19 protein-coding genes, 1 other RNA gene and 1 pseudogene are annotated in these 26,647 nt (G+C 54.2%); 14 read left to right on the top strand and 7 right to left on the bottom strand.

Annotated features, from left to right (window positions below):
- The first annotated feature begins 48 nt into the window (after positions 1-48).
- Entirely contained in the window at positions 49-2,385 is a 2,337-nt protein-coding gene (locus tag QYC28_RS10400) for a heavy metal translocating P-type ATPase (protein WP_149820578.1), read from the top strand.
- Here the strand turns inward: QYC28_RS10400 and QYC28_RS10395 are convergent.
- A complete protein-coding gene (locus QYC28_RS10395; RefSeq protein WP_302679442.1) occupies positions 2,355-3,104 on the bottom strand; it encodes a pseudouridine synthase in 750 nt (249 codons plus the stop codon). The genes QYC28_RS10400 and QYC28_RS10395 overlap by 31 nt on opposite strands.
- A gap of 139 nt (positions 3,105-3,243) precedes the next feature.
- On the opposite strand from QYC28_RS10395, the gene QYC28_RS10390 reads away from it, so the two are divergent.
- Positions 3,244-3,387 (top strand): hypothetical protein, encoded by a 144-nt coding sequence (locus QYC28_RS10390; RefSeq protein WP_302679441.1) that lies wholly within the window; start codon positions 3,244-3,246, stop codon positions 3,385-3,387.
- Between the two features lie 113 nt (positions 3,388-3,500).
- Here QYC28_RS10390 and QYC28_RS10385 read toward each other — a convergent pair whose 3' ends face one another.
- From QYC28_RS10385 to QYC28_RS10365, 5 genes are read right to left on the bottom strand one after another with little or no spacing between them, the layout of a single operon-like run.
- Positions 3,501-5,270 carry an ABC transporter ATP-binding protein gene (locus tag QYC28_RS10385; RefSeq protein WP_302679440.1) on the bottom strand — a complete coding sequence of 590 codons (1,770 nt, stop codon included), beginning with the start codon at positions 5,268-5,270 and terminating at the stop codon, positions 3,501-3,503.
- A gap of 27 nt (positions 5,271-5,297) precedes the next feature.
- Positions 5,298-5,690 (bottom strand): hypothetical protein, encoded by a 393-nt coding sequence (locus QYC28_RS10380; RefSeq protein WP_302679439.1) that lies wholly within the window; start codon positions 5,688-5,690, stop codon positions 5,298-5,300.
- A gap of 28 nt (positions 5,691-5,718) precedes the next feature.
- Entirely contained in the window at positions 5,719-6,102 is a 384-nt protein-coding gene (locus tag QYC28_RS10375; RefSeq protein ID WP_302679438.1) for a YkgJ family cysteine cluster protein, read from the bottom strand.
- A 4-nt stretch (positions 6,103-6,106) separates the two neighbouring features.
- A complete protein-coding gene (locus QYC28_RS10370) occupies positions 6,107-8,137 on the bottom strand; it encodes a ribonuclease catalytic domain-containing protein (protein ID WP_149820568.1) in 2,031 nt (676 codons plus the stop codon).
- A 38-nt stretch (positions 8,138-8,175) separates the two neighbouring features.
- On the bottom strand, positions 8,176-8,607 hold the full coding sequence (locus tag QYC28_RS10365) for a resolvase (RefSeq protein WP_149820566.1): 432 nt from the start codon (positions 8,605-8,607) through the stop codon (positions 8,176-8,178).
- Positions 8,608-8,649: 42 nt separating this feature from the next.
- On the opposite strand from QYC28_RS10365, the gene QYC28_RS10360 reads away from it, so the two are divergent.
- Both QYC28_RS10360 and QYC28_RS10355 read left to right on the top strand, forming a co-directional pair.
- Positions 8,650-10,242: a DUF6930 domain-containing protein gene (locus QYC28_RS10360; protein ID WP_286625611.1), complete on the top strand. Its 1,593-nt coding sequence runs from the start codon at positions 8,650-8,652 to the stop codon at positions 10,240-10,242.
- A 6-nt stretch (positions 10,243-10,248) separates the two neighbouring features.
- A complete protein-coding gene (locus QYC28_RS10355) occupies positions 10,249-10,992 on the top strand; it encodes a type 1 glutamine amidotransferase (protein ID WP_149820564.1) in 744 nt (247 codons plus the stop codon).
- Here the strand turns inward: QYC28_RS10355 and miaA are convergent.
- The gene (miaA, locus tag QYC28_RS10350) at positions 10,971-11,873 is read right to left on the bottom strand and encodes a tRNA (adenosine(37)-N6)-dimethylallyltransferase MiaA (protein ID WP_302679437.1); all 903 of its coding nucleotides are present in this window, start codon (positions 11,871-11,873) and stop codon (positions 10,971-10,973) included. The two genes, QYC28_RS10355 and miaA, sit on opposite strands and share 22 nt — an antisense overlap.
- Before the next feature lie 126 nt (positions 11,874-11,999).
- Here miaA and QYC28_RS13210 point away from each other — a divergent pair.
- The 10 genes and pseudogenes from QYC28_RS13210 to QYC28_RS10305 form a co-directional block, all read left to right on the top strand.
- Positions 12,000-14,390: pseudogene (locus tag QYC28_RS13210) on the top strand (ATP-binding protein); the annotation flags it as partial.
- 21 nt (positions 14,391-14,411) lie between these two features.
- Positions 14,412-16,490, top strand: a complete 2,079-nt coding sequence (locus tag QYC28_RS13205; RefSeq protein WP_315863226.1) for an LAGLIDADG family homing endonuclease — start codon at positions 14,412-14,414, stop codon at positions 16,488-16,490.
- Positions 16,491-16,527: 37 nt separating this feature from the next.
- Positions 16,528-16,714, top strand: a non-coding RNA gene (gene ssrS, locus QYC28_RS10340) — 6S RNA.
- Between the two features lie 10 nt (positions 16,715-16,724).
- Complete coding sequence (locus QYC28_RS10335) at positions 16,725-17,324, top strand: pseudouridine synthase (protein WP_302679435.1); 600 nt, start codon at positions 16,725-16,727, stop codon at positions 17,322-17,324.
- 91 nt (positions 17,325-17,415) lie between these two features.
- Positions 17,416-18,579: an ABC exporter membrane fusion protein gene (locus tag QYC28_RS10330; RefSeq protein ID WP_302679434.1), complete on the top strand. Its 1,164-nt coding sequence runs from the start codon at positions 17,416-17,418 to the stop codon at positions 18,577-18,579.
- Between the two features lie 9 nt (positions 18,580-18,588).
- A complete protein-coding gene (gene devC, locus QYC28_RS10325) occupies positions 18,589-19,743 on the top strand; it encodes an ABC transporter permease DevC (RefSeq protein ID WP_302679433.1) in 1,155 nt (384 codons plus the stop codon).
- A gap of 9 nt (positions 19,744-19,752) precedes the next feature.
- A complete protein-coding gene (locus QYC28_RS10320) occupies positions 19,753-20,448 on the top strand; it encodes a DevA family ABC transporter ATP-binding protein (protein ID WP_149820552.1) in 696 nt (231 codons plus the stop codon).
- Positions 20,449-20,489: 41 nt separating this feature from the next.
- Complete coding sequence (locus QYC28_RS10315) at positions 20,490-21,134, top strand: Uma2 family endonuclease (RefSeq protein WP_149820550.1); 645 nt, start codon at positions 20,490-20,492, stop codon at positions 21,132-21,134.
- A 235-nt stretch (positions 21,135-21,369) separates the two neighbouring features.
- A complete protein-coding gene (rpoB, locus tag QYC28_RS10310; RefSeq protein ID WP_149820548.1) occupies positions 21,370-24,696 on the top strand; it encodes a DNA-directed RNA polymerase subunit beta in 3,327 nt (1,108 codons plus the stop codon).
- Between the two features lie 76 nt (positions 24,697-24,772).
- Complete coding sequence (locus QYC28_RS10305) at positions 24,773-26,641, top strand: DNA-directed RNA polymerase subunit gamma (RefSeq protein ID WP_286625599.1); 1,869 nt, start codon at positions 24,773-24,775, stop codon at positions 26,639-26,641.
- The last annotated feature ends 6 nt before the right edge of the window (positions 26,642-26,647 follow it).

The following is a 26,647-nucleotide window of genomic DNA, read 5'->3' as shown; positions in this document are numbered from 1 at the left end:
AAGACTTTTAGCCAGCTTCACTTGCCCGACCATTCGTAGGAATCCATCATGACCACTATTGCCCGAAGTCGTTCCCCGCAGTCTGAAGTACTCACCCGCCCTATCACCACAGAGACCGTTCACTATCAAGTTGTGCATTGGATTAGGGGTCGCTTTCGGATTCGCATTCCTCGGCTGGGCTTTGATGCTGAATATGGGGCACGGCTGCTCTACATTGTGGGCAGTTTACCCGCAGTGACAACGGCACGCATTAACCCCCCTGCCCGCTCCCTTGTGGTGGAGTATAATCCCAAGCTCTTTGGGGAAGCCCTAGCAACGATTCAAGGGCAAATTTTTGAGTCGATTCAAGTGGCGGCCAATCCAGATCTTCCCGCCCTAAGTACTGAGAAGGCCACCCCTGCGGCGGAAGCTCACGAAATTAACTATTGGGAACGCTTGGGCTTACCGGCTCTGGGTTTGGGGTTGAGTGTGGCCTCCCTGATGGGGGTACCGATTCCCGGCTATGTGATTGCCAGTGTGGTGATTGCCGGGGCAATGCCGGTGTTTCAGCGAGCATGGGAAGCGATTCAAGAGGAAAAACAGTTAACGATTGACTTCCTCGATGGCTTGGCAATTTCCCTCCACACCATGCAAGGGCACTATTTTGCCCCCTCCTTTATGCTGGGTCTGATTGAGGGGGGGGAAGTGATCCGCGACCTCACGGCACGGGGATCGGAGCGGGCGAACCTTGATTTGCTCGACTGTCTAGGCAAAACCGCCTTTGTGGAACGGGATGGCGTTGAGGTGGAGGTGGAAGTTAAAGATCTCGTGGAGGGCGATCGCGTGGTCGTCTATCCGGGGGATCAAATTCCCGTTGATGGCATTATTTTGCGGGGCACAGGCCTGATTGATCAGTGCAAACTCACGGGCGAGTCTGTACCGGTAACGCGCACGGAGGGGATGGAGGTTTTTGCTTCGACCCTACTGGTGGATGGCCAATTGGTCATTTTAGCGGAGCGGGTGGGTAACAATACCCGGGCAGGGGTGATTGTCGGCTTAATGCAGTCGGCACCGGTACATGACACGCGCATTGAAAACTATGCTGCCATGGTGGCTAACCAAGCCGTCATTCCAACCTTGGCCATTGGCACAGGTGTTGGCTTACTCTCAGGGGATCTCAATCGGGCGATCGCCCTGCTGACCCTTGACCTCGGTACAGGGATTCGGGTCTCGGTGCCTACCACGATTTTGTCGGCGCTCACCTATGCCGCTCAACATGGCGTCCTCATCCGCAGTGGTCGGGCGATCGAAAAACTGGCTCAGATTGACACCATTGTCTTTGATAAAACTGGCACCCTGACCCAAGGCCATGCAGGGGTTACCGAGATTAAAGTCATGGATCCGCGCTTCAGCGCCGATGACATCCTCAGTATGGCCGCCAGTGCTGAGCAGGGACTCACCCACCCTGTGGCTGAAGCCATTGTCCGCCATGCCCGCGAAACCCATCAGCCCCTCTTTGACTGTGAAGACTGGGAATACCGCGTTGGCCTCGGTGTGGCCACAAAAGTGCGGGGTGTGGATCTGCGGGTGGGCAGCCGCCGCATGATGGAGCAGGAAAACATTTGCCTAATTGATCTCAATGAACGTTTCCCCGATCTCGATTCTGGGCGGGCGTCAATTGTCTATGTGGCCGGGGATGGTCGCTTGATTGGGGTGATTCTCTACAGTGACCCAATCCGCAATGAAAGTCCTGAAGTCATCCGTGAACTCAAGGGGGCAGGCATTACTCCCCATATGCTGACGGGTGACATTGGCCGCGTTGCCCGGGCGGTTGCTAAGGATCTAGGAATTGCTCCTGAGCATATCTACGCCGAAGCCTTCCCGGAAAAGAAAGTGGAGGTGGTGCGTGCCCTCCATGACAGCGGTAAAGTCGTGGCTTTCTGTGGCGATGGTATCAATGACTCTGCCGCTCTTGCCTATGCCGATGTCTCTATTTCCTTTGCCGGCGCAACCGATATCGCCCGTGAAACCGCCGATGTGGTGCTGATGGAGGATGACTTGCGGGGATTGACCCTTGCTATTCGGATTGCCAAGCAGGCGATGGAGATTGTCTGGCAAAATACAGCGATCGTGGCCATTCCTAATATTGGTGCGCTGCTGTCGGGGGTCTTCTTTGCCCTTGACCCGATTTTGGCGGTGGTTATTAACAACGGCACTGCCATTTTAGCCGAGTTGAATGGTTTGCGTCCCTTGGCAGGTCCCGGTGGCTCCTTGCCCTTACCGCCCGTCAAAGACACACAGGAATTTCTTGCGGAATGGGAAGCCACCCATCCCGATCATCCGGTGCAGCATATTCCACCCAAAATGACTGGCTCTCAGGCTGGGCCTTCACGGTTGGCTGGATAAGCAAGGGCGGCCAATTCACGGTGGCTGAGGGGACGAACGGCTCTGGGGCGAAGATTGCCGAGGTGAACCGGGCCGATCGCGATCCGTTGCAAGGCAACAACAGGATAGCCAAGCTGATCGGCCACACGGCGAATCTGGCGGTTGCGACCTTCGTGCAGGATGATTTCCAAGAGGGAGCGATCGCCCTCGGTGCGCAGGAGCTGAACCGCTGCGGGTAGCGTCATCACCCCGTCCAAGGGAATACCCTGTCGCCATCTTTGTAACACCCTTTCTGGCGGCTGTCCCTGCACCCAAACGCGGTAGGTTTTGGGGATGTGATGGCGGGGATGGCTGAGATAGTAGGTGAAAGCCCCATCATTGGTAAGCAGCAGCGCCCCACTGGAATCGGCATCTAAACGCCCCACAGGATGCAGACCGGCCACCTGCTGATACCTAGGCGGCAAAAGATCCAAAACGGTGGTGCGCCCTTGGGGATCGTGACAGGTACAGAGAACCCCCTTGGGCTTATGGAGCAGCAGGTAGAGCCGTTGGGGTGGGCGGGGTGGGTTCAGGGGTTGTCCTTTGTATTCAATGCGATCGCGCACCGCATCCACTTTGTCCCCCAATTTTGCCCGCTGCCCATTGACAAAGACCTGACCACTGCGGATCAGCATTTCGGCATGGCGGCGGGAGGCCACTCCCCAGTGGGCAAGGACTTTTTGTAACCGCTCTGTGGTCATCGTTGCTGTCTAGGGTGACGTTGCGTTCTTGAGGGGACTCTCTATAGACCCATTATTGCTGCAGAGTTGCCAATCCCCTAGCAGAATTGGTAGAAAAGAACTGTTCAATCCTTACCTATTATCTACCGTGAGGAGTTCTATGAAATTTCTTTACAAACTCGCCGCCTTAGGGTTAATTTTAGTGGGCTTTTCGACAACGCTAGTTGCCTGTGGCGGTGGCGGTGGTACAACCGATAACCAAACGCCAACCGAATCCCCCAGTCCGCAAACGCCAGGGCAGTAGTTCCTTTTAGCTTTTAGCGATATTGTCTATTCTTAATGATACTGAAGCTAGGGGTAGCCGTCAGGGTTGCCCCTTTCTAATGGGAAATTGGCATTCTCCAGCAGGCGATCCAGTTATCCAAGGGAGCTTTCCAGCTGATACCGCTGCCAAAGGGATTGATATAACCCCCCTGCTGCCACCAGTTCATCATGGGTACCCTGTTGAACAATCCGCCCTTGATCCATGACCAGAATGCGATCGCAGGTTGCCGCTGCCGACAATTGATGGGAAATAAAGAGCACCGTGCGTGTGTGCTGTTGCTGCCGCAGCGCTTGCAAAATTTGGCTAGCCGTTTGGTTATCAACGCTGGCGAGGGCATCATCGAGGACTAAAATTGGTGCATCCACCAGTAGGGCACGGGCTAAGGCGGTTCGTTGGCGCTGTCCCCCAGAGAGGGTAATGCCCCGCTCGCCCACAAGGGTGTCGTACTGCTGGGGAAAGTTGAGGATCTCATTGTGAATTTGGGCTTGGCTGGCGGCGGCAATCACCTTTAACTCCGTGGCATCGGGTTCGCCGTAGCGAATGTTGTTTTTGATTGTGGTGCTAAAGAGAAAGCTTTCTTGGGGCACGTAGGCGATCGCTGCCCGTAAGTCGCCAAGGTGCAAGCGCGTAATGTCAATGCCATCCAGAAAAATCTGATTCGGGGCAATCTCCAATAAACGGGGCAGGGCACTGGCCAAGGTGGATTTGCCGCAGCCAATGGGGCCGACGATCGCCACCATTTCCCCCGCTTGAATTTCAAAGCTGAGGTGATTGAGGGCAGGGGTGCGGCGATTGGGGTATGTAAAAGTTAGATTTTGACAACGCAGGTGCCCCTGAACGCGATCGCGGGGTAAGGCAACGGCATTTGGCGCATCTGTAATGCGGGGTTCCACACTTAAAATGGCCTCAATCCGGTCAATGCTCACTTCACCCCGTTGGTAGGTGGTAATCGTAAATCCCAATAATGCCGTCGGGAAAATCAGCCGCTCAATGTACAGCAGCAGGGCAATAAAATCCCCCACTTGAATCGTATTGGCAGCAATCATGCGGCTACCAAACCACAGCAAAATCAGCAAACTAAAGCTGACCATCCCCCCCAAGAGGGGAAAGAGAATGTTGCGGGTTTTGGCCAAAACCAAGTTATTGCGGAGTAAGTCTTGATTTAGCTGGTCAAACTGGCGTTGCTCGTTGGCCTCTTGGCCATAGATTTTAATCAGGGCAATGCCACTCATGTCCTCTTGGATGAGATCGCTGAGTTCCGCGAGGCTTTGTTGCACGTCCAGTTGTTCTGCCCGCAGGCGATCGCTAAAGGTTTGGACAATAAAAAGAACCGCTGGATAGACAGCGATCGCCCCCAAACTCAAGCCCGGATGAATGGCTAACATCACGGGCAGCGTCATACCGTAGGCAAACACGGTGTTCGCCGCATTCAAAAGGCCAAAACCCACCAGACGGCGAATATTATCCACATCACTGGTGGCACGGCTAATGAGATCTCCGGGGGTATTCTCCGCAAAGTAACTGGGTTCTAAACGCAGCAGATGTTCAAAGAGCCGTTGCTTGAGGTCAAATTCCACCAATCGCCCAGCACCAAAGATCCAGAGGCGCGAGGCCATGCGAATGAGCCACATCAACGAGGCTAAACCAATCAGCAGCAGGGCATAGAACACCACCCGCTGAAAGTCAAACTTGGCCTGCAATTCATCAACCGCAGTACCAATGAGCAGGGGCAAATAGGTGCCCAAAAGGTTGACGATAAAAAGCGCAACAATCCCCCCCCAAATTTTTGTTTGGTGAGGACGCAGATAGGCCAAGAGGCGACGAAAACGGCCAGAGCGGCCAGCTTTAGGAAGAGTAACCATATCCTCAACCTAACAGATGTTGTCCCCCTAGGGGGGAGCGCTTTCGAGAAACTGGTTGAGGTCTTCCACGAGACGATTTAGCTCTGCTTCAGTGGTTAAGCGAATGCGGTCATCACGTACCGTCAAGAGGACTTTAGCGGCGTAGGGGTTAGCCCAGATATTCGGGTTGCAAAATACTTCAAAAAAGACTTCACCCACGTGTTGGTATTCCATGGCCGCTTGGGGAGGCAGAGGAGTCCCTGCGGTTTTGGCGGTGGCGATCGCCCGCATCCGTTCCATTAAAGCCTGAATCTGTTGCCGTAGGGCCTCTGCGGCTGTCCGAGAGAAGCGAAAACTCACCGAGCCTTCGACCAAGTTCACCCGCATCCGATAGTCATCCATAGGCTCTGGCTGCACACAACTGTTGTCATTTGCTGTCATTATAGGTGTCCGTTCACAAAGGACAGCCCTAGGGAGCCTCCTCCCCCTGTGGGGAATCTACGCCCTGACCCACCAGATATTCATAGCGCAGCAGTTCAAAACTCCGCTCACCGTAGCGATCGCGAATGTGTTCACAGCAGCACTGAATGGCAAATTCATCGAGTTCCTCGGACGTGACGCCGTACAAGTCCTCAAACACCTCTGGGGTGACGCGGCAAAAGCGGGGGCGATTCTCGTAGATACGACAGCGGTGACTGAGGGGGTCAAAGTGAATACACCAGCCATCGGCACCAATGAGGGATTGGTAGAGGGCAAATTCCTCTGCATTGAGAATGGTGGGCACCTCTGAGCGATCGCTCAACTCAAGGTAACAGCAGGCACCACACCCCTGCATACACTGCCACTTTTTCATGCTTTCAGGATAATGCAACGGTTTCTGTGGGCATCGGTGCCTCAGCAGGCACTTCCTCCAGCCAAATTTGATCACTGCGGGGATCAACACGACTCACCCGCACCAACACACACTCTCCCAAATTGGCCTGCCGTTGAAAGCGCATTGCCAGTTCTACCCCCAAATCCTCCAGCAGAACCAGCCCCAGCCCCTCCTCAGGACGCAACCAACGCAGTAAAATGCCCCGCCACACCTCTTCGCGATGCCGCCGCAGGTATTCCAAGCACCAATAGCGGTTGGTCTGCCGCTCCACAAGGGAGGACTCCTGAACTGACGACACCAGCCCCAATAAAATTTCATTCAGTTGCTCGGGTGTGAGGGGTGGGGTTTCCCCGCGGAGGTGGGCTTTAATCTGACGGTGCGCCAGCAAATCCGTGTAGCGGCGAATGGGGGAAGTCACTTGGCAGTAGGCATCAAGGCCAAGGCTGGCATGGGGATTGGGTTGGGTGCTCATTTCACTGCGGGGCATACAACGACGAATGGCACAGTCCCGCACCATTCCAGCGGGCAGTTGCAACAATTCCTCCTCTGAGGGCAGTTCTGGCGGTGATTGACTGCGAAAGGGCAGAGGGATGCCCTCACGGGCGCCAAAATGGGCGGCTACTTCACCGGCAAGAATCATCATTTCTGCCACCAGTTGGCGGGCGGGGGAGTCATGGAGGGGCGAGATTTCCACCTCTTCACCAGCCACTTTAATGTTGGGTTCAGGGATATGAATGCGAATCGCTCCCCGTTGTTGCCGCCACTCACTACGCCGCTGTCCCCATTGGGCGATCGCCAGCAGATCCGCTTCCCCGGTCACCCCCTGCTCCAAAATCATGTCCACATCGTCATAGCTCAGGCGATAGGTGGGGCGAATCCAACTGGGGCAAATTTCGTACTCCAGCACTTCGCCGTTGTCGGCTAAAAGAATGCCAAAACTCAGGGCACAACAGGTTTGTCCCGCAACCAAACTCATCGGTCCTGTGGCCAACTCCGTGGGAAACATGGGAATCATCCCCGTCGGCAGATAGACCGTTGTGGCGCGGCGGCGAGCCTCCTGATCCAAGACATCATCCACCATCACCCAGCGGGTGGGATCGGCAATGTGGATCCACAGCTTTTGGCGATCGCCCACGACTTCGAGGCTGAGGCCATCGTCAATTTCTTGGGTACTTTCGTCGTCAATGGTATAGACCTTGAGATGGGTGAGATCGCGGCGCAGGGGAGCGTCAATATCTGTGGGGGGTGAGGTGAGGCGTTCATGGGCCACAGCAAGTACCTTGGCAGAGAATTCAACGTCAATTTGACTACGGCGCAGGAACAGATTTTCGTGCTCTGACCAGAGGCCGAGATCCACCAACAGTTGGAAAGCGCCCAAGGGTTGGGTGGGACGCTGCAATTCACTGAGGAGGTCAATGGCTGCTTGGTGTTGGCCACTGGGTTCAATGGCTATAGCATAACGTTCTAACTGCTCAAGGCGCTTGCGATCACTGGCAGACCACGCCACAGTTTCCCCCTTCAGGGCTTGGGTCAAATGTTCACGGAAGCTGACTTCCTCCGCCAAGCGTTGGGCTTCCCGCTCCCTTTGATGTTTGAGTTCTGCCACTTGGGCAGCCGGTCGAGCCTCGTAGGTTTCCCCCTTGAGCTTGAAGTAGAAACGATCCTCACTAAGGAGATAGTAGGCCGCATAGCAGGCCACCGCCGATCGCTCCGAAAAAAGCAGCTCTGCTAGATCCGCTGGCGTAATGGCGCGGTTTTCCTCGCGGATAATTTCCCAAGCCACTTCTAAACTGTCGGCATCCAAGAGCGGCTGCACCTGCTGCCAAAATGTGGGAATCTCTTGGGGACGAAACCGCTCCTCGGGCACCGTAAAGGTCAGTTGGCGCGGATGAATGGTGTGGGCTTGCAAATGCTGATCAATGGCAATCCAATGCTTTTTACCTTCGGGGCGATCGATCACCGCCAAGCGACGCTGGTTATTGACCCGAAATTCAATGAGGGTGCCTTTCTCCACGGCTGCCGTGCTGTACCATAACCTGACAATTATAAAGTTTATTGCCTCTGACTGAGCAGTAGGGGATAACCACAGTAGCGTTCCAACAGCACAATGGCGACAATATCATCAATGGGTCGGGGGGGCAGGCGCAACCCCTTGGGAATCAGCCGCTGCCAACCGTGGGGCGGAAAGAGTTGCCAATAGCGATCGCGGGCGTCTAGGGTGCTATTGCGCTCATCCACTGGAATAATTTCTACAGCCAAAGCCGCTTGCAATTGCTGCTGCCACTGGCGAGAGGTGGTTTGATTGCCCATAATCACTTGTTCAAATGGGTAGGCTTGATGCCACTCTTGGACACGGGCGATCGCGCGATCGCTGGCCACCACTTCATAGCGCACCACTTCTTGACCGAGGGCAAGGGCTAACCCACACTTGTCCCGCCCTGGATCAAACCCCAATAAATACTTAGTGCGACCCATTTGCGTCATTTGCTAGAGTGGAAAGGTTATCGAATTGAGAGCGATCGCCCTGTGAGCCTACCCGCTGCGACCATCCGTCGTCTGTTGAATGTACCGCAAGTTGCCGCCACTTGGGTGGGTGGTGGCCGCAGACTCGACAGCAGCGAGGAAGTCTTTTGTGCGGCTTGGCTCGATCCCAAGGATCAGGGGGTACGCAGCATGGAGGTGGGTCAGTTTCCCCCCACCCCAGAGCAACTCATGCGGCTCTTGGTGCAGGCGATCGAATATCCCCGCCATCCCCAAGCTCAGCCCTGCCGTCCCCACACCATCATCGTTGATGACCGCGAGTTGCAATTTTTTCTGCGCGGTGTGGTGGCTCCCCTCGATATTCAGGTGGAGTATCAAGCCCACATTCCCCTGCTGGATGAATTTTTTGAATTCATTGCGGCGGAAGTCACCAGTGATGATGTAGATATCGAGGTGCTCCCCCCTGAATATGTTTCCCTCTACACACAGAAAATTAGGGAATTTGCTCAACTGGACATCTGGCGGCGCCTAGACAGTCTTACCCCCCTTAAACTCCACTGCGACGCTTGGGACTCTCCCACCCTCTTTGCAGTACTGGTGAACCCCCAAGGAGCCAACCGTGACTTTGGTCTGATGCTCTACCGCGGGGAGGAGGCACTACGCAACTTTTGGCAGCAGATTGATCACGAGTATCCCTACATTGACGAAGACGATGATGAGCGTTTAGAGGAAACGGTTCTGCGCAACGATTGTCTCTTCTTGAATTTTTCCGAGGTTGGCGAAGAGGATTTAGGCAATGATCTCTCTTTTGTCCTCAAGGGGCATCTTTACACCATTGAACCGGGTGTCATCCATCCTTTGGAGGGAATGCGACCCTTTTATGCCCCTGAGGAAGCGGAAATGGTCTATGTGGCGATCGAGGCGCTGATCAAATTCTGGAAAAAGACCAAGAAACAGTTTGAGAAGGAGGAGTGCCCTGAACTAGACCTGAGGTTCAAGATTCCTTCACCCCGCCATTCTGCCCTTAGTTATCAGGTGCACGTGGCAACAGTGCCAGCGATGATGGCAGAAATCAATGGTGACCCTGAGGAGAGCAAATCACAGCACCAGATTCCCATTGATACGGAAGCAATTCCGGGGGAGGCCTATATCCTCTTTAAGTTGTTTCCGCCGAAAAAGCTACAGGAATTACAAGCAGCCGTCTCTTACCATCAACGGGGGGAGATTCCCGAGGCGTTTGAGGGCTATCCCGTGTTGACGATTCAAACCAAAAAAGCCGCAGCGGCGGCGCTCGCCGCCAAAATTGCTGAGGAGGGCGGCATTCACCATCTAACGGTCTTTCCCCTCTCAGGTTCCGAGCAAATAGTCATGCTCCTTGCCCAAACCAATGCCAACCATCTTTGGCTTTTGGATACCTTTGACCCCGAAAGTGGTCCGCTGCTCCTCGATTGGATCAAGGAGGTCAATGACCTTGAGGGCGCCTGTGGCCTTGCTGTGGCCTATGGCATGACGGGCAAAACACGGATGCAGCCAACCCTCAAGCAAATCGTGGGACTTTTTGAAACGTCCCTTGTGTTTAGTTTCGTGGACACCCAACGTCCACCGACCCCTCAGCCCATTGAGATTTCTAAACGCTAGAGAACGGTGAAGTCTCTACGGATTCTACTGCTTCAGGCACGGGGCGATCGCACTACGCAGCAGGAGGAATTGGCAGAATTTATCCGCCTGAGCGGTTTGGCCGCCGAGCAATTTACAGTGCTCAATGGCTTTGAGTGTGCTGACTTTACCCCCGACTGTATTCAAGGCTTTGATGCCCTTTTTATCGGTGGCTCCAGTGATGCCACAGTGCTCAAGCCAGAGATCTATCGCTTTGTACCGCCGGCAATGGACTTAATTTTGGCCTGTATTGAGCAGGAGATCCCCGTGTTGGCCTCCTGTTTTGGCTTTCAATTGGCAGTGCAGGCCTTGGGAGGGCAGGTGATTGTGGATCGGCAGGGGATGGAAATGGGCACCTACCCTTTGTATCTCACGCCTTTGGGAGTTGCTGATCCACTATTTGCCGGCTTTCCCAATCCTTTTTTGGCGATTTCTGGACACCAGGAGCGCGCCTTGACCCTGCCAGCGGGAGCGACCTTACTGGCCTACAGTGAGTTGTGTCCCTACCATGCCTTTCGCTTGGAGGGTAAACCCTTCTACGCCTTTCAGTTTCATCCGGAGGTGGACGATCGCGACCTGATTGCCCGCATTAGCCGTTATTGCGATCGCTATCAATTGGGCACTGCCGAACTGGAAAAACTCAAGCAAACAGCCCGTCCTACCCCCTACGCCAATCAGTTGATCCGCCGCTTTGTTGAGGTGGTGCTGGGCTATATTCCCAGTTGTGCTTGAATCTCTGCTAGTTGCTCCTCTAGGGTGGTGGCTTGCAGCCAATGGATGCCGGGTTCTGCCCGAAACCATGTCCGCTGTCGTTTGGCAAATTGTTGGGTGTGCTGTACCGTGAGCGCAATCGCCGCCTCAAGGGTGAGTTCTCCCCGCAGATATTGGCGCATCTCGCGATAGCCCAGTGTATCTAATAGGGGCAGTTCATCACCGTACTGCGCTTGCAGTTGCCGAATTTCATCCAACCATCCCATGGCCAGCATTTGCTGGGTGCGCTCTTGAATGCGGCGGCGCTGTTGCTGGCGATCGCCCCCCGCTAGGGCAAAGTACCAAATCGGATAGGGAGGCGGTTCGCGCCGCTGCTGCTGGCTGAGGGGTACCCCCGTTACGTAATAGACTTCCAAAGCCCGCAGGGTACGCACGTGATCGTGGGCATGGATGCGTTGCGCCGCCACAGGATCCACCTGCTGAAGCCATTGATAGCATTCCTGCTGACCTAGAGCCATCAACTGTGCCCGTAGATGTGGTTGCGGTGGGACTTGGGGCATCGTTAGCCCTTGGGTAATACTGCGGATGTACAATCCTGTCCCCCCCACCAAGAGGGGCGTGATCCCTTGGGCATGGTAGTGGGCAATGAGGGCTTGGGCTTTGGCTTGATAAATGGCCAGGGTCAGAGTATCGCGGGGGTCACAAATATCAATGAGGTGGTGGCGCACTTGGCGTTGTTGGGCGGGGGTGGGCTTGGCGGTGCCAACATCAAAGCCGCGATAGACTTGGCGGGAGTCGGCACTCAAAATCACACTGTTCAATTGCTGCGCGAGGGCGATCGCCAGTGCCGTTTTGCCGGTGGCCGTTGCCCCCCCAATAACAATTAGCCCTGCATCCCCCACTCAAATACAGCCTGAAAATTTCCTAGAATCGCCTATAACCCTTATGTGCTAAAATTTAGGTCAGATTTGACATTTAGGCAAGTGAAGACGCATTTGCCTCGATTCTATAGCAGTTAGGGAGTTGCCATGACCGCCGAGTATTCCTCTGCCCAGTTGCGGGTGCTCAAAGGCCTTGAACCCGTACGAACCCGACCGGGGATGTACATCGGCAGCACTGGCCCCAAGGGACTCCACCACTTGGTTTATGAAGTCGTGGACAACTCCGTTGATGAAGCCTTAGCAGGATACTGTTCCACCATTCTAGTTCAGATCAATGCTGATGGCTCCGTCACGGTCACCGACAATGGGCGCGGGATTCCAACGGATATTCACCCCGATACCGGCGTCTCTGGGGTTGAGACGGTGATGACGGTGCTCCACGCCGGGGGCAAGTTTGGCGATGGTGGCTACAAAGTCTCAGGGGGGTTGCACGGTGTGGGTGTCTCTGTGGTCAACGCCCTCTCGGAATGGCTAGAAGTGACGGTCTGGCGTAATGGTTTTGTCCATCATCAGCGCTATGAACGGGGGGTTCCCATTACTCCCCTCGAAAAGACCCCCGATAGTGAGGAACGGCGGGGTACCTCAGTGACCTTCTTTCCTGATCGCCAGATTTTCACAGAAACGATTGAATTTGACGCCAAGGTGCTGATGACACGGCTGCGGGAACTGGCCTATCTCAATGCCGGCATTCGTATTGATTTCAAGGATTTGCGCGTTACGCCCCCCTTGAGTGAAACCTACTGCTATGAAGGCGGTATCCGTGAATATGTCCGCTACATGGTGCAGGAAAAGGAACCCCTTCACCCAGAGATCATCTACATTCAGGGGGAAAAAAACGATGTGCAGGTGGAAGCAGCCCTACAGTGGTGTGCCGATGCCTACAGTGAAAACCTGCTAGGCTTTGCCAATAATATCCGCACCATTGATGGCGGTACCCACATGGAGGGGCTAAAGGCAGTCCTAACGCGGACCCTCAATGCCCTTGGCCGCAAGCGCAATAAACTCAAGGAGGGGGATGCCAATTTGGCGGGGGAAAACATTCGCGAAGGCCTGACAGCGATCATTTCCGTCAAGGTACCCAACCCCGAATTTGAAGGGCAAACAAAAACCAAGCTGGGCAATACCGAAGTACGCGGCATTGTGGATGCCATTGTGGGCGAAGCCCTAACGGAATACCTTGACTTTCATCCGACCGTCACCGACACGATTTTGGAAAAAGCCATCCAAGCCTTTAATGCGGCTGAAGCGGCGCGGCGGGCACGGGAAATGGTACGGCGCAAGTCGGTGCTGGAGTCTTCGACGCTGCCGGGGAAATTGGCGGATTGCAGTTCACGGGATCCCGCTGTCTCGGAAATTTTCATTGTCGAAGGTGATTCTGCCGGTGGCTGCTTTGCTGGTGATACAAAGGTGGCTCTCGCCGATGGCCGTTGCCTCAGTTTTGTGGAGTTAATGGCAGAACAAGCGGTAGGCAAGGAGCATTTTGGCTACACAGTTCGCCACGATGGCACGATTGGTATTGAGCGACTGGTCAACGTCCGCAAAACTAAAACAAATGCTGAAGTCATTAAGCTCACCCTTGACAACGGCGAGGTGATTATCTGCACCCCCGATCACCGTTTCATGCTCCGCAATGGTGAGTATAAAGAGGCACAGGCGTTAACTCCCGATGATTCCCTAATGCCACTTTATCGAAAAGCATCTAGCAGCGCTGATTCGGGAATTACGATCGATGGCTACGAAAGGGTTTGGGATCCTCGATCAAATTCTTGGCTGTTTACCCACATGCTTGCAGATTGGTATAACCGCTGGCAAGAAAAATACGCCTTAGAAAGTGGTGAGCATTGTCATCATGTTGACTTCAACAAGCGAAACAATAATCCCACGAATCTGATTCGTCTGTCTGCTGATGCACATCTTGAACTTCATCGCCAGCACATTGATAAAACCTTAGATCATCCTGAAGTTAAGGAGAAGTGCCGTCAGAAGCGGAAAGAAGCACTATCAAAGACCTACTTTGACAAGACAATTAAAGCCCTAAAGAAAATTGAGTTAGAACAAGCTAATATTGATTTAGAGTCTTATCGCGAATATCGTTGCCAAACACGTGATAAGTCGCTCTTACGCTTTAAAACTTTCTGTAATCGGTACTTTGATGGCGATTCAAATCGTGCCTTAGAAGCAATCAAAAACTATAACCATCGCATTGTCTCAATTGAGGTTATGGGTGAAAAGATTGATGTTTACGATTTAGAAGTGCCGGGAACCCATAACTTTGCGCTGGCTAGTGGCGTTTTTGTTCACAACAGTGCCAAGCAAGGGCGCGATCGCCGCTTCCAAGCGATTTTGCCGCTGCGGGGCAAGATTCTCAACATTGAAAAAACCGATGATGCCAAAATTTACAAGAATAACGAGGTACAGTCTTTAATTACTGCCCTTGGTTTAGGCGTAAAGGGAGAGGAGTTTGACCCTGCCAAGTTGCGCTATCACCGCATCATTATTATGAGTGTGGCCGGGGATGAACCCACCCTTGTCAGGAATGCCTACGGGCAGGTGGAATTGGTCAAAATTGGCGAGTTTATTGATCAGTGCATTGAGGGGCAACGGATTGCTGAGCACTATCAGGTGATGTCCTTTGATCCCAAGACGGGTCAGACTCGCTTTCAACCCCTGAAGGCAGTGATTCGCCATTCCCATGAAGAGCCAATGTATGCAATTCAAACCCGCTACCATCGCTCCATTAAGGTGACGGCCTCCCACAGTGTCTATGTTTATGAAGACGGTCAGATCAAGTTGAAAAAAGGAAATGAGATTCAAGTGGGCGATCGCCTTGTTGCCAGTCGCCGCTTACCGCGTCTCCCAATTGTTGAGCGCATTGATCTGCTGCACTTGTTTTACCAAGCGGGTCTGACGGAGGGACTGTATCTCAAGGGGGAAGGTGTCAAAGCCCTGTGTGACCAACAACTCCTAGCACGGGTCGAGTGCTCCTCGGAGGGGCAAGAACCGCGTGTTGCCTATGATCCCCAGCTGTGGGAACCCCTACGGCAAGCGCGTCACGTCCAAGGGCTCAGTCAACAGGCCGTTGCTGCCCAAGTGGGGGTCAAACAGGCCATCATCATTTCCCAATGGGAACGGGGTCAAACCACGCCCACACTGAAACACTTCCTCAATTACCTCGAGGCCATTCAGTGGCATTACCCACTCCAATACCAAACGTTACCGTCGCGGCTTGAGAGGATTCAGCATCAAAGTGACGACAGCAAAAATGCCCCCTACCGCCAAATCAGCGGTTATCAGCCCCTCGATAGCTTTACCCTTGCGGAACTAGAGTGCCTCACTGGGGATGTGCAACTCGTGCCCCGTGCCCACCATAACAAAGCTTTTGGCCGATATTTAGAGGTTAATCGGGAGTTACTGTGGTTTTTAGGTTGGTATGTAGCCGAGGGAAGCCTGAGTCAACATCAAGTTAGCCTCAGCTTAGGGCGAAAAAAACAGCCCTTTATCCCTGAACTCTGCCGTACCATTGAGACCCTCTTTGGCGAGTCTCCTCGCTGCGATGCTGACCCTGAAAGTCAAGGACAAAAACTCTACTTCCACAGTGTCTTGGCAGCCTGTTTACTCAAAGCCTTGGGGGTGGGGGGCAAAGCCCACGAGAAGTGCCTGCCCTCCTTGGTGTGGCGGGTGCCCCTAGAGCTACAGTTGGCCTTTTTGGAGGGGTATTTCCTCGGCGATGGGGCGATCGCCCACAGCCACATCTCTATGACCACCACTTCTCCTACCCTCAAAGATGGCCTCCTCTACCTGTTTGGTCAGTTGGGTTGGGTAGCAAGCTGGACAACGCTAAAACCAGAAGCCGTTGCCAATTCACGGGTACAAACCCGCCACGAAGTGCATTGCCTCACCCTGAGCGGTAAACCCCAACTGGAAGCTGCTCGGCCCATTTGGCAGCGTCATCCCCACAGTGAATCCCTGAAGGCCTATCTGGCTTCGCCCCACCACAAGCCACTGGCTTTTACCCCTATTAGTGAAGACTTAATGGCACTAGAGGTGACGCAAGTTGCGGAAATTCCACCCGTGGGTGAGTATGTCTATGACTTCTCAGTGGAGGGGGATGAAAACTTTATTTGCGGTGTCGGTGGGTTGTGTGCCCACAATACAGACGCTGATGTGGATGGTTCCCACATTCGCACCTTGTTGCTGACCTTTTTCTATCGCTATCAGCAGGAATTGATTAACCAAGGCTTTGTCTATATTGCCTGCCCACCCCTGTATAAGGTCGAACGCGGGCGACAGCACTTCTATTGCTATAGCGATCGCGAGCTGCAGCAGCAGATTGCCGCCTTCCCGGAAAATGCCAATTACACGATCCAGCGCTTTAAGGGTCTCGGGGAAATGATGCCTGAGCAGTTGTGGGAAACGACGATGAACCCAGAGACGCGCATTCTCAAACGGGTGGAAATTGAAGATGCTGCTGAGGCCGATCGCATTTTCACCATCCTGATGGGCGATCGCGTGGCACCTCGTCGCGAATTTATCGAGACCTATGGCCCCCAGTTGGCCCTAGAAAACCTCGATATCTAAAGCCAGCCCCCAGAGTAGATGTGCTATAGTAGCTCTGGTTTGGCTGCGACGTTGGTGACTGCCAATATTGTTTTGTGATCTACAATTGCAAAACATTTGGGAATCAACACTGTGGGCGGCAGTAAACTGGTCTTCGAGCCAGAAACTTCTAAGTCTGCGGTTAGCATTCCCCCCTAGTCTTTACTAGGTCATAAACTGAGGTAAAACGGCGTCGCAGTTAGACTTTTCCTAACGATGAACCATCGCTACATTCTCCTGTACAAGCCCTATCGGGTGCTTTGTCAGTTTCAAGATCAAGAGGGGCGATCGACCCTCAAAGATTACGTTCCCATTCCTGATATTTATCCCGCTGGCCGCCTCGACTACGACAGCGAGGGGCTGGTTCTCCTCACCAATGATGGCTGGTTGCAACACTGCTTGACGGATCCCCGCTATGGTCATCCGCGCACCTACTGGGTACAGGTGGAAGGTGAACCCAACCCCGCAGCCCTGACTGAGTTGGCCGAAGGCGTTGTCGTCCAAGGCTATCGCACGCGACCTGCGGTTGTCCAAGTACTGGAACAGGAACCCTCCTTACCCCCTAGGGAGCCACCCATTCGTTATCGTCGTTCTATTCCTACCCACTGGCTAAGTCTAACGTTGCGGGAAGGTCGCAATCGCCAAGTCCGCCGCATGACGGCTGCGGTGGGCTTACCTACGCTGCGCTTGGTACGGGTGGCGATCGCCAACTTGCAATTGAGTGGCCTTGCCCCCGGAGAATGGCGCGAGGTTCTGCCCCAAGAACGGCAAACCCTTTGGCGAGCCTGTGGTCGGCGACCGCCTCGACTTGCTTAGCACTTAGCATTCCTTAATAACCGAGGGCGTCTATATTAAGATGAGGTAACACTTGTTATTTTTGACTGCACTGCATTCAAGAGGTCGTCCCATGGGACAGCCGTTTCTCAGCAAAATTGGTCGTCCATGGCTGATCGGGGGGGCGATCGCCATCGGATTAGGCAGCTTGGCATTCAGTTTGAACTATTGGCAGCAGCGTCAACGGGTCAATGAAGAACAGGCAATTCAGGCAGCCCTTGCCAATCCCATGAGCGATCGCATTACCGCCCTTGGCCGACTCGAACCGGAAGGGGAAGTGGTGGCGGTGAGTGCCCCCTCGATGACGGAGCGATTGGGACAGTTGTTAGTGCGCGAAGGCGATCGCGTGGTTGCCGGTCAACCCCTTGCCTATTTAGATACCTACCCGGAACGCAAAGCCGAACGGGACTTGGCGGCCAGTCAGTTGCAGGAAGCCCGCCTACGCTATGAGGCCGAAACCCGCCTAGCTGTTGCTCAAATTGCCGAAGCCGAACGCCGTCGCGATCGCGCCAATGAACCGGCCATTGCCGCCATTCAAGCCCAGCAGGCCACAATTCAACGCATTCAAGCGGAATTAGAGACCGCCAATCGCGAGTACCAGCGCTTTGCCCAACTCTTTGCCGATGGGGCAGTGTCGCAACAGGATCTCGACGATCGCACAGTTCGCGTCCGGAGCTTACAGGAAGAACTGCGCAACGCCCAAGCCAACCTTGTTCGCCTACAGGAGGAACGGCGTACGGAACTTGCCACCGCCACTGCTCAGATCGAAGCCGCCCAAGCCAATCTGGGACGGGTACAAACCCAAGTGCAGCTCCTCTCAGCAGAGCGCAATCTGCAGCTGGCAGAAGCCCGCCTTGAGCGCACCATTATTCGCGCCCCCCGCAATGGTCGGGTGCTGCGGATTCACACCCGTGCTGGCGAAACTATCAATGAACGGGGGATTCTTGAATTGGGGAATACCGACCAAATGTATGCCGTTGCTGAGGTGTATGAGACCGATGTGCCTCGGGTTCGTGTAGGACAGCCCGCTGAAATTCGCAGCAGTGCCCTCAGCGCGCCGCTTAGTGGCCGTGTGGCGCAAGTAGGGCTGGTGGTGGCCAAGAATGACGTGACTGATACGGATCCAGCCGCCAAAACGGATGCGCGGGTTGTGGAAGTGAAAATTCGCCTTGACAACAGTGAGCCGGTGGCGGGTCTAACAAATATGCAAGTGGAAATTGCCATTGATCCACGCTGAGGTTCAAGGATGATTTTTGCAATTCCCTTAGCTTGGCTACAACTGATTCGAGAGCGCATTCGCCTATTGGTGGCGATCGCGGGCATTGCCTTTGCGGTTGTGCTGATGCTGATGCAGTTTGGCTTTCGCGATGCCCTCTTTAAGGCGGCAGTGCGCTTCCACGAGAGCTTAAACACCGATATTGTCCTCATTAGTCCCCAGTCGACGGCGCTGATTGCCATGCGCAGCTTTCCCCGGCGGCGACTCTACCAAGCAGCGGGCTTTGAAGGGGTCGAGTCGGTTTCTCCCCTCTACCTGAGTTTTGGTCTCTGGCGCAATCCCATTAACAAAAGTACTCGCCAACTGATGGTGATTGGCGTCGATCCGATGGCGGTGTCCATTGCCGTATCCGATACCCCCCACTGGCAAGAGGCGATTAAGCTAGCGGATCATGTTCTTTTTGATGCCCAATCCCGCGCTGAGTTTGGCCCGATTCCTGAGCTATACCGCCAAGGGGAAGAGGTCACGACCGAAGTCTCTGGCCGCAAAATCACCGTGGCAGGCTTGTTTCGCATGGGAGCCAACTTTGGTGCCGATGGTAATTTGCTCACGAGTGATTTGAACTTTTTGCGCCTTTTCCCCGAACGTCATCCGGGGCTGATCGATGTGGGTTTAGTACGGGTGCAGCCGGGGGTGAATACGAAAGCATTGGCACGGCGGATGAATGCTTCCCTCGGCAATGATGTACTGGTGATGACCCGTGAGGAGTTTGCTGAGTTTGAGCGCAGTTATTGGGAAAAGAGTACCTCCATTGGCTTTATTTTCTCCCTTGGTGCCCTGATGGGATTTATCGTTGGTTCCGTGATTGTCTATCAAATTCTCTACACCGATGTCACGGATCACTTGGCGGAGTATGCCACCCTCAAGGCCATGGGCTACCGCGATATCTTCTTCTATGGCGTGGTCATGCAGGAGTCCTTGATTCTCTCCTGTATGGGCTATGTTCCAGGCTTTATCGTGTCATTTTTACTCTACATCCTGATTGCCAGAGCCACGTCACTGCCAGTGTGGATGACCGTAGAGCGCGCCAGTTTGGTCTTTACCCTCACGGTCTTAATGTGTACCCTTTCGGGAGCGATCGCCATGCGGCGGATCCAAGCGGCTGATCCTGCCGATATTTTCTAGGATGGTGTTATGGAGCCAGTGATCCACATTCAAGGCCTCAATCACTACTTTGGTCAGGGGCAACTGCGCAAGCAAATTCTCTTTGATCTCTGCGCTCGCATTGAGGCGGGTGAAATTGTGATCATGACGGGGCCTTCGGGGTCAGGGAAAACCACACTGTTAACCCTGATCGGTGCCTTGCGATCGGCACAAGAGGGCAGTCTGCGGGTTCTGGGTCAGGAGCTACGCAACGCCACAAAAGAGCAGCAGATTCAAATTCGGCGGCAAACGGGCTACATCTTCCAAGGGCACAATCTGCTCCATGCCTTGACGGCTCGCCAAAATGTGCAAATGGCGCTGGATTTGCAACCCCACCTCAGTCCACAGGAAGTTCGAGAGCGGGTGGAAGCCATGCTCTGTGCCGTTGGCCTTGGAGAGCGCCTTGACTACTATCCCCATGAACTTTCGGGGGGGCAAAAGCAACGGGTGGCGATCGCTCGCGCTCTCGTGGGACATCCCAAAATTGTCCTTGCCGATGAACCGACGGCTGCTCTCGATAAAAAATCCGGTCGCGATGTGGTGGAAATTATGCGTAGCCTTGCCCGCGAACAGGGCTGCACCATTTTAATTGTGACCCACGATAACCGTATTCTTGATGTCGCCGATCGCATCATTCACATGGAAGATGGCCGCCTCTCAGAAACCACAATTGGCCTTTCCGCCTAGCCTAGAATAGAGGCAAGCAGTGCAGGGCAAATCCGCTGATCATGTTTGCAGCTCCGCAGGGGACAGTGCCAATGTTGGAGAGTGGCGATCGCCTCAGTCGCGAGGCCTTTGAGCGCCTGTATGCCCAATGTCCTCATATTAAAAAAGCTGAACTCATTAACGGAGTCGTGTACGTGGCCTCCCCTGTGCGGGTGAATTCCCACAGCCGTCCCCACAGTCTCGTCATGGGCTGGTTGATGGCCTTTGAAGTGGCAACAGCCAACGTCATGGTGCTCGCTAATGCCACCGTCCGCTTAGATGCCCAAACAGTGGTGCAACCCGATGCCCTGCTGCGCCTTGTCAATGGCACCTCCCATATCAGCGAGGATGATTATCTTGAAGGGGCGCCTGAACTCATTGTCGAAATTGCCAGTAGCAGTGCCGCCTACGATCTCCACGACAAACTAGAGGTTTATTGTCGCTGTGGGGTTCAGGAATACTTGGTCTGGGTGGTACCGGAGCAGGATTTTCATTGGTATCTCAAGGAAGGAACAAGCTACCGCCGTCAAGCACCCGATGACCACGGCATTTTTCGCAGTGGGCACTTCTCTGGATTGTGGCTCCACTGGCCAGCCCTGAGAGACGGTCATTTAACGCTTGTTTTGGAAACCCTGCACACAGGATTGAAGTTGCAGCAACCCCCATAACTATTAGTGAACTGTCGCTTAACTGTAAGAACTCTGTGCTATGGTCATAGGTAGCGGCTTGCAAGCGCGGCAGTGGCACTTGTCAACTCTTCTCGTTTCCAACAGCTTTATCTTGCCAGAGGTCTCCGGCGGCAGTGTTTGCCGTAAGCGGAGCTTTTGGTGTGCTTGACAGGGCAACGCCTCTTCATTTAAGATGCAAGATCCGCGTTTTAGCGATACCCTCTAGAGGATATACATGGCTAGTAATCAGATTTACACGCCACCCGCTTTTACCTTGCCAGACCTTGTCGAGATTCAGCGGGCCAGCTTCCGATGGTTTCTGGAAGAAGGACTCATTGAAGAGCTAGAGAGTTTCTCCCCCATTACTGATTATACCGGCAAAATTGAGTTGCACTTTTTGGCCAAGGACTACCGACTCAAGGAGCCGAAGTATAGCGTCGATGAGGCCAAGCGGCGGGATGCCACCTACTCAATGCAAATGTATGTCCCGACTCGCCTCATTAACAAAGAAAACGGCAATATCATTGACCAAGATGTGTTCATCGGCGATCTGCCCCTGATGACCGATCGCGGGACATTTATTATCAATGGTGCAGAGCGCGTCATTGTCAACCAGATTGTCCGCAGTCCCGGCGTTTACTACAAATCAGAAACCGACAAGAATGGTCGCCGTACCTACAATGCCAGCCTGATTCCCAACCGGGGCGCTTGGCTGAAATTTGAAACCGATAAAAACGATCTGCTCTGGGTACGCATTGACAAAACCCGTAAGCTCTCAGCGCACGTTCTCCTCAAGGCCTTGGGGTTAACCGATAGCGAAATTCTAGAGCGGCTGCGTCACCCCGAGTACTACCAAAAAACTGTTGAAAAAGAAGGCAAATTCTCCGAAGAAGACGCCCTTATTGAACTGTACAAAAAACTGCGCCCAGGGGAGCCGCCCACGGTTTCAGGGGGACAACAGCTTCTGGAGTCGCGCTTCTTTGATCCCAAACGCTACGACCTTGGCCGGGTAGGTCGCTATAAGCTCAACCGCAAGTTGCAGTTGAATATTCCCGACTCGGTACGCATCCTCACCCCAGAAGATATTCTTGCGGCCATTGATTATCTAATTAACCTCGAGTTTGATCTGGGCACGATTGATGACATTGACCACTTGGGCAACCGCCGCGTCCGTTCTGTGGGTGAATTGCTGCAAAACCAAGTGCGCGTTGGCCTCAATCGCCTAGAGCGCATCATTCGCGAGCGGATGACGGTGTCTGACACGGATTCTTTGACGCCCACTTCGCTGGTCAACCCGAAGCCCTTGGTGGCGGCCATCAAGGAATTCTTTGGTTCTAGCCAGCTTTCCCAATTCATGGATCAGACCAACCCCCTCGCGGAACTCACCCACAAACGGCGCTTGAGTGCCCTAGGCCCCGGCGGTCTCACTCGGGAGCGGGCGGGCTTTGCGGTGCGGGATATTCACCCGAGTCACTATGGTCGCATTTGCCCCATTGAAACTCCTGAAGGTCCCAACGCTGGGTTGATTGGTTCCTTGGCCACCCATGCCCGCGTCAACGAATATGGCTTTATTGAGACGCCTTTCTATCCAGTGGAAAATGGTCGGGTGCTGAAGGATCGCCCTCCCGTTTACATGACCGCTGACGAAGAGGATGATAAGCGGGTGGCGCCGGGGGACGTGCCCACCGATGAAAACGGCTACATCCTTGGGGATGTGGTGCCTGTACGCTATCGTCAAGATTTCACCACCACCACCCCCGATCAGGTGGACTACGTAGCAGTTTCGCCAGTACAGATTATCTCTGTGGCCACCTCGCTGATTCCCTTTCTAGAGCACGATGACGCCAACCGTGCCCTCATGGGATCCAACATGCAGCGGCAGGCAGTCCCCCTGTTGCGACCGCACCGTCCCTTAGTGGGTACCGGTCTAGAGGCTCAGGCAGCACGGGACTCTGGGATGGTGATTCTCAGCCAGACCAATGGTGTGGTCACCTATGTGGATGCCAATCAAATTCGCGTCAAAACCGATAACGGCCCTGAGATGACCTACACGCTGCAAAAGTACCAGCGCTCCAACCAAGATACCTGCTTGAATCAACGACCGATTGTCTTTGTCGGCGATCGCGTGCAGGCAGGACAGGTGATTGCTGATGGCTCCGCCACTGAGGGGGGCGAACTAGCCCTTGGCCAAAACATCCTTGTGGCCTATATGCCTTGGGAAGGCTACAACTACGAAGACGCCATCCTGATCAGCGAACGGCTAGTTCAAGAGGATGTCTATACCTCCATCCACATTGAGAAGTACGAGATCGAGGCGCGGCAAACCAAACTAGGTCCTGAGGAAATTACCCGCGAAGTGCCCAACGTCTCTGAAGATGCCCTGCGGCAGTTGGATGAAAACGGCATTATCCGCATCGGTGCCTTTGTAGAAGCAGGCGATATTCTCGTCGGTAAAGTCACCCCCAAAGGGGAATCGGATCAGCCCCCCGAAGAAAAACTCCTGCGTGCCATCTTTGGTGAAAAAGCGCGGGATGTGCGGGATAACTCCCTGCGGGTGCCCAATGGTGAAAAAGGGCGCGTTGTCGATGTGCGCGTCTTTACCCGTGAGCAGGGAGATGAACTACCCCCCGGTGCCAATATGGTGGTGCGGGTCTATGTGGCCCAGAAGCGCAAAATTCAGGTGGGGGACAAAATGGCTGGCCGCCACGGCAACAAGGGGATTATTTCCCGCATTCTCCCTGTGGAGGATATGCCTTTCCTACCCGATGGTCGCCCCGTGGATATTGTCCTCAATCCCTTGGGGGTGCCTTCACGGATGAATGTGGGGCAAGTCTATGAGTGTTTGCTGGGCTGGGCTGGGGAGTGCCTTGGTCGTCGGTTCAAAATTACTCCCTTTGATGAAATGCACGGCAAGGAAAAATCCCGCGAAACCGTCCATGCCAAGCTACAAGAGGCCAAAGAAGTCACGGGTCAAGATTGGGTCTTTAATCCTGAGGATCCGGGCAAAATGGTCGTCTATGATGGCCGCACCGGTGAACCCTTTGACCGGCCCGTGACGGTGGGGATGGCCTATATGCTGAAGCTCGTGCACTTGGTGGACGATAAGATCCACGCCCGCTCCACAGGGCCTTACTCTTTGGTTACTCAACAGCCCCTCGGTGGTAAAGCCCAGCAAGGGGGTCAGCGCTTTGGCGAGATGGAGGTGTGGGCATTGGAGGCCTATGGTGCCGCCTATATTCTCCAAGAGTTGCTGACGGTCAAGTCCGATGATATGCAAGGACGCAATGAAGCCCTCAATGCCATTGTTAAAGGGCAATCCATTCCACGACCGGGCACGCCAGAGTCCTTCAAGGTGCTGATGCGGGAGCTGCAATCCCTGTGCTTGGATATTTCCGTGCGCAAGGCCAGTATTCCCAGCTTTGATGACGATGGCGAAATGAAACCTGACCCCGAGGTGGATTTGATGGTGGATGTCAGCCCTCGCCGTACCCCGGCACGACCCACAATTGACTACAGTGCCCTCGACGACACGGACGACAAAGAAGGGGCAACGACATTCTAAACACTCAGAACTGAGTCAGCTTGTTTGGGGGCGATCGCCCCCTTGATCCATTCACCGCCAAAGGATTTGTGAGTTTATGCCCAGAATCGAGCAACGCTTTGATTATGTAAAAGTGTCTCTCGCGTCACCGGAGCGCATCATCCAATGGGGGCAGCGCACGCTCCCCAACGGTCAAGTGGTGGGCGAGGTGACTAAACCAGAAACCATTAACTATCGCACCCTCAAGCCAGAGATGGACGGCCTCTTCTGCGAGCGGATTTTTGGTCCTGCTAAGGATTGGGAGTGCCACTGCGGTAAATACAAGCGGGTGCGCCATCGTGGCATTGTCTGCGAACGTTGTGGCGTTGAAGTCACCGAATCGCGGGTGCGCCGCCATCGCATGGGCTACATTAAGTTGGCTGCCCCAGTGACCCATGTTTGGTATCTGAAGGGGATTCCCAGCTACATGGCGATCCTGCTGGATATGCCCCTGCGGGATGTGGAGCAAATTGTCTATTTCAATTCCTATGTAGTGCTAGATCCGGGCAATCACCCTAGCCTCAGCTACAAGCAGCTCCTAAGCGAAGATCAGTGGCAGGAAATTGAAGAAGAGATCTACAGCGAAGACTCGGAGCTAGAGGGTATTGAGGTGGGCATTGGGGCTGAAGCCATTCAACGCCTACTTCAGGATTTAGATCTGCAAAAAGAGGCCGACCAACTGCGGCAGGAAATCCTCAACTCCAAGGGGCAAAAACGCGCCAAGCTCATCAAACGGCTGCGGGTCATTGACAACTTCATTGCCACTGGAGCAAAGCCAGAGTGGATGGTTTTGACGGTAATTCCCGTGATTCCACCGGATCTGCGGCCAATGGTGCAGTTAGATGGTGGGCGCTTTGCCACCTCTGACCTGAATGACCTGTACCGCCGCGTCATTAACCGCAACAACCGCCTTGCCCGCCTGCAAGAGATTCTCGCCCCCGAGATTATTGTTCGGAATGAGAAGCGCATGCTTCAAGAGGCGGTGGATGCCCTGATTGATAATGGTCGTCGCGGTCGTACGGTAGTGGGCGCCAACAACCGTCCCCTGAAGTCCCTTTCCGACATTATTGAGGGGAAACAGGGTCGCTTCCGCCAAAACCTGCTGGGGAAACGGGTGGACTACTCCGGTCGTTCGGTGATTGTGGTGGGGCCAAAACTGCAAATGCACCAGTGCGGCCTGCCTCGGGAAATGGCCATTGAACTCTTCCAGCCCTTTGTGATTCACCGCTTGATTCGCCAACAAATTGTCAACAACATTAAGGCAGCGAAGCGGATGATCCAGCGCAATGACCCCCAAATTTGGGATGTGCTAGAGGAGGTGATTGAGGGTCACCCGGTGCTGCTCAACCGGGCGCCAACCCTCCACCGTTTGGGGATTCAGGCCTTTGAGCCAATTCTGGTGGAAGGGCGTGCCATTCAACTGCACCCCTTGGTGTGTCCTGCCTTCAACGCCGACTTTGACGGGGATCAAATGGCGGTGCACGTCCCCCTCTCGATTGAGGCCCAAGCGGAGGCGCGGATGCTGATGCTAGCCTCAAATAATATTCTGTCGCCGGCCACGGGCAAGCCGATTATTACCCCCAGCCAAGACATGGTTTTGGGCTGCTATTACTTGACAGCAGAAAATCCGAAGCTGCCAGATTATAGCGATCGCTACTATGCCAACTTCCAAGACGTGGTCATGGCCTACGAACAGGGACACTTGCCGCTCCATGCCTTTGTCTGGGTGCGCTACGACGGTGAGGTGGACGATGGTGACAGCAGTGAACCTCAGATTACGACCTATGAAGATGGTTCCCGTTTACTGGAGTATTCCCTGCGGCGAGTCAAGGAGGATGCCAACGGTCAACTGATTTCCCAATACATCCGCACCACCCCCGGTCGCATCATCTACAACCAAACGATTCAAGAAGCCCTAGCCAGTTAATTTGGG

The organism is Thermosynechococcus sp. HY596, from assembly GCF_030518715.1.
Lineage (GTDB): Bacteria > Cyanobacteriota > Cyanobacteriia > Thermosynechococcales > Thermosynechococcaceae > Thermosynechococcus.
Note: the sequence above shows the minus strand (reverse complement) of the source record. Positions and strands in the feature narration are given on the sequence as shown.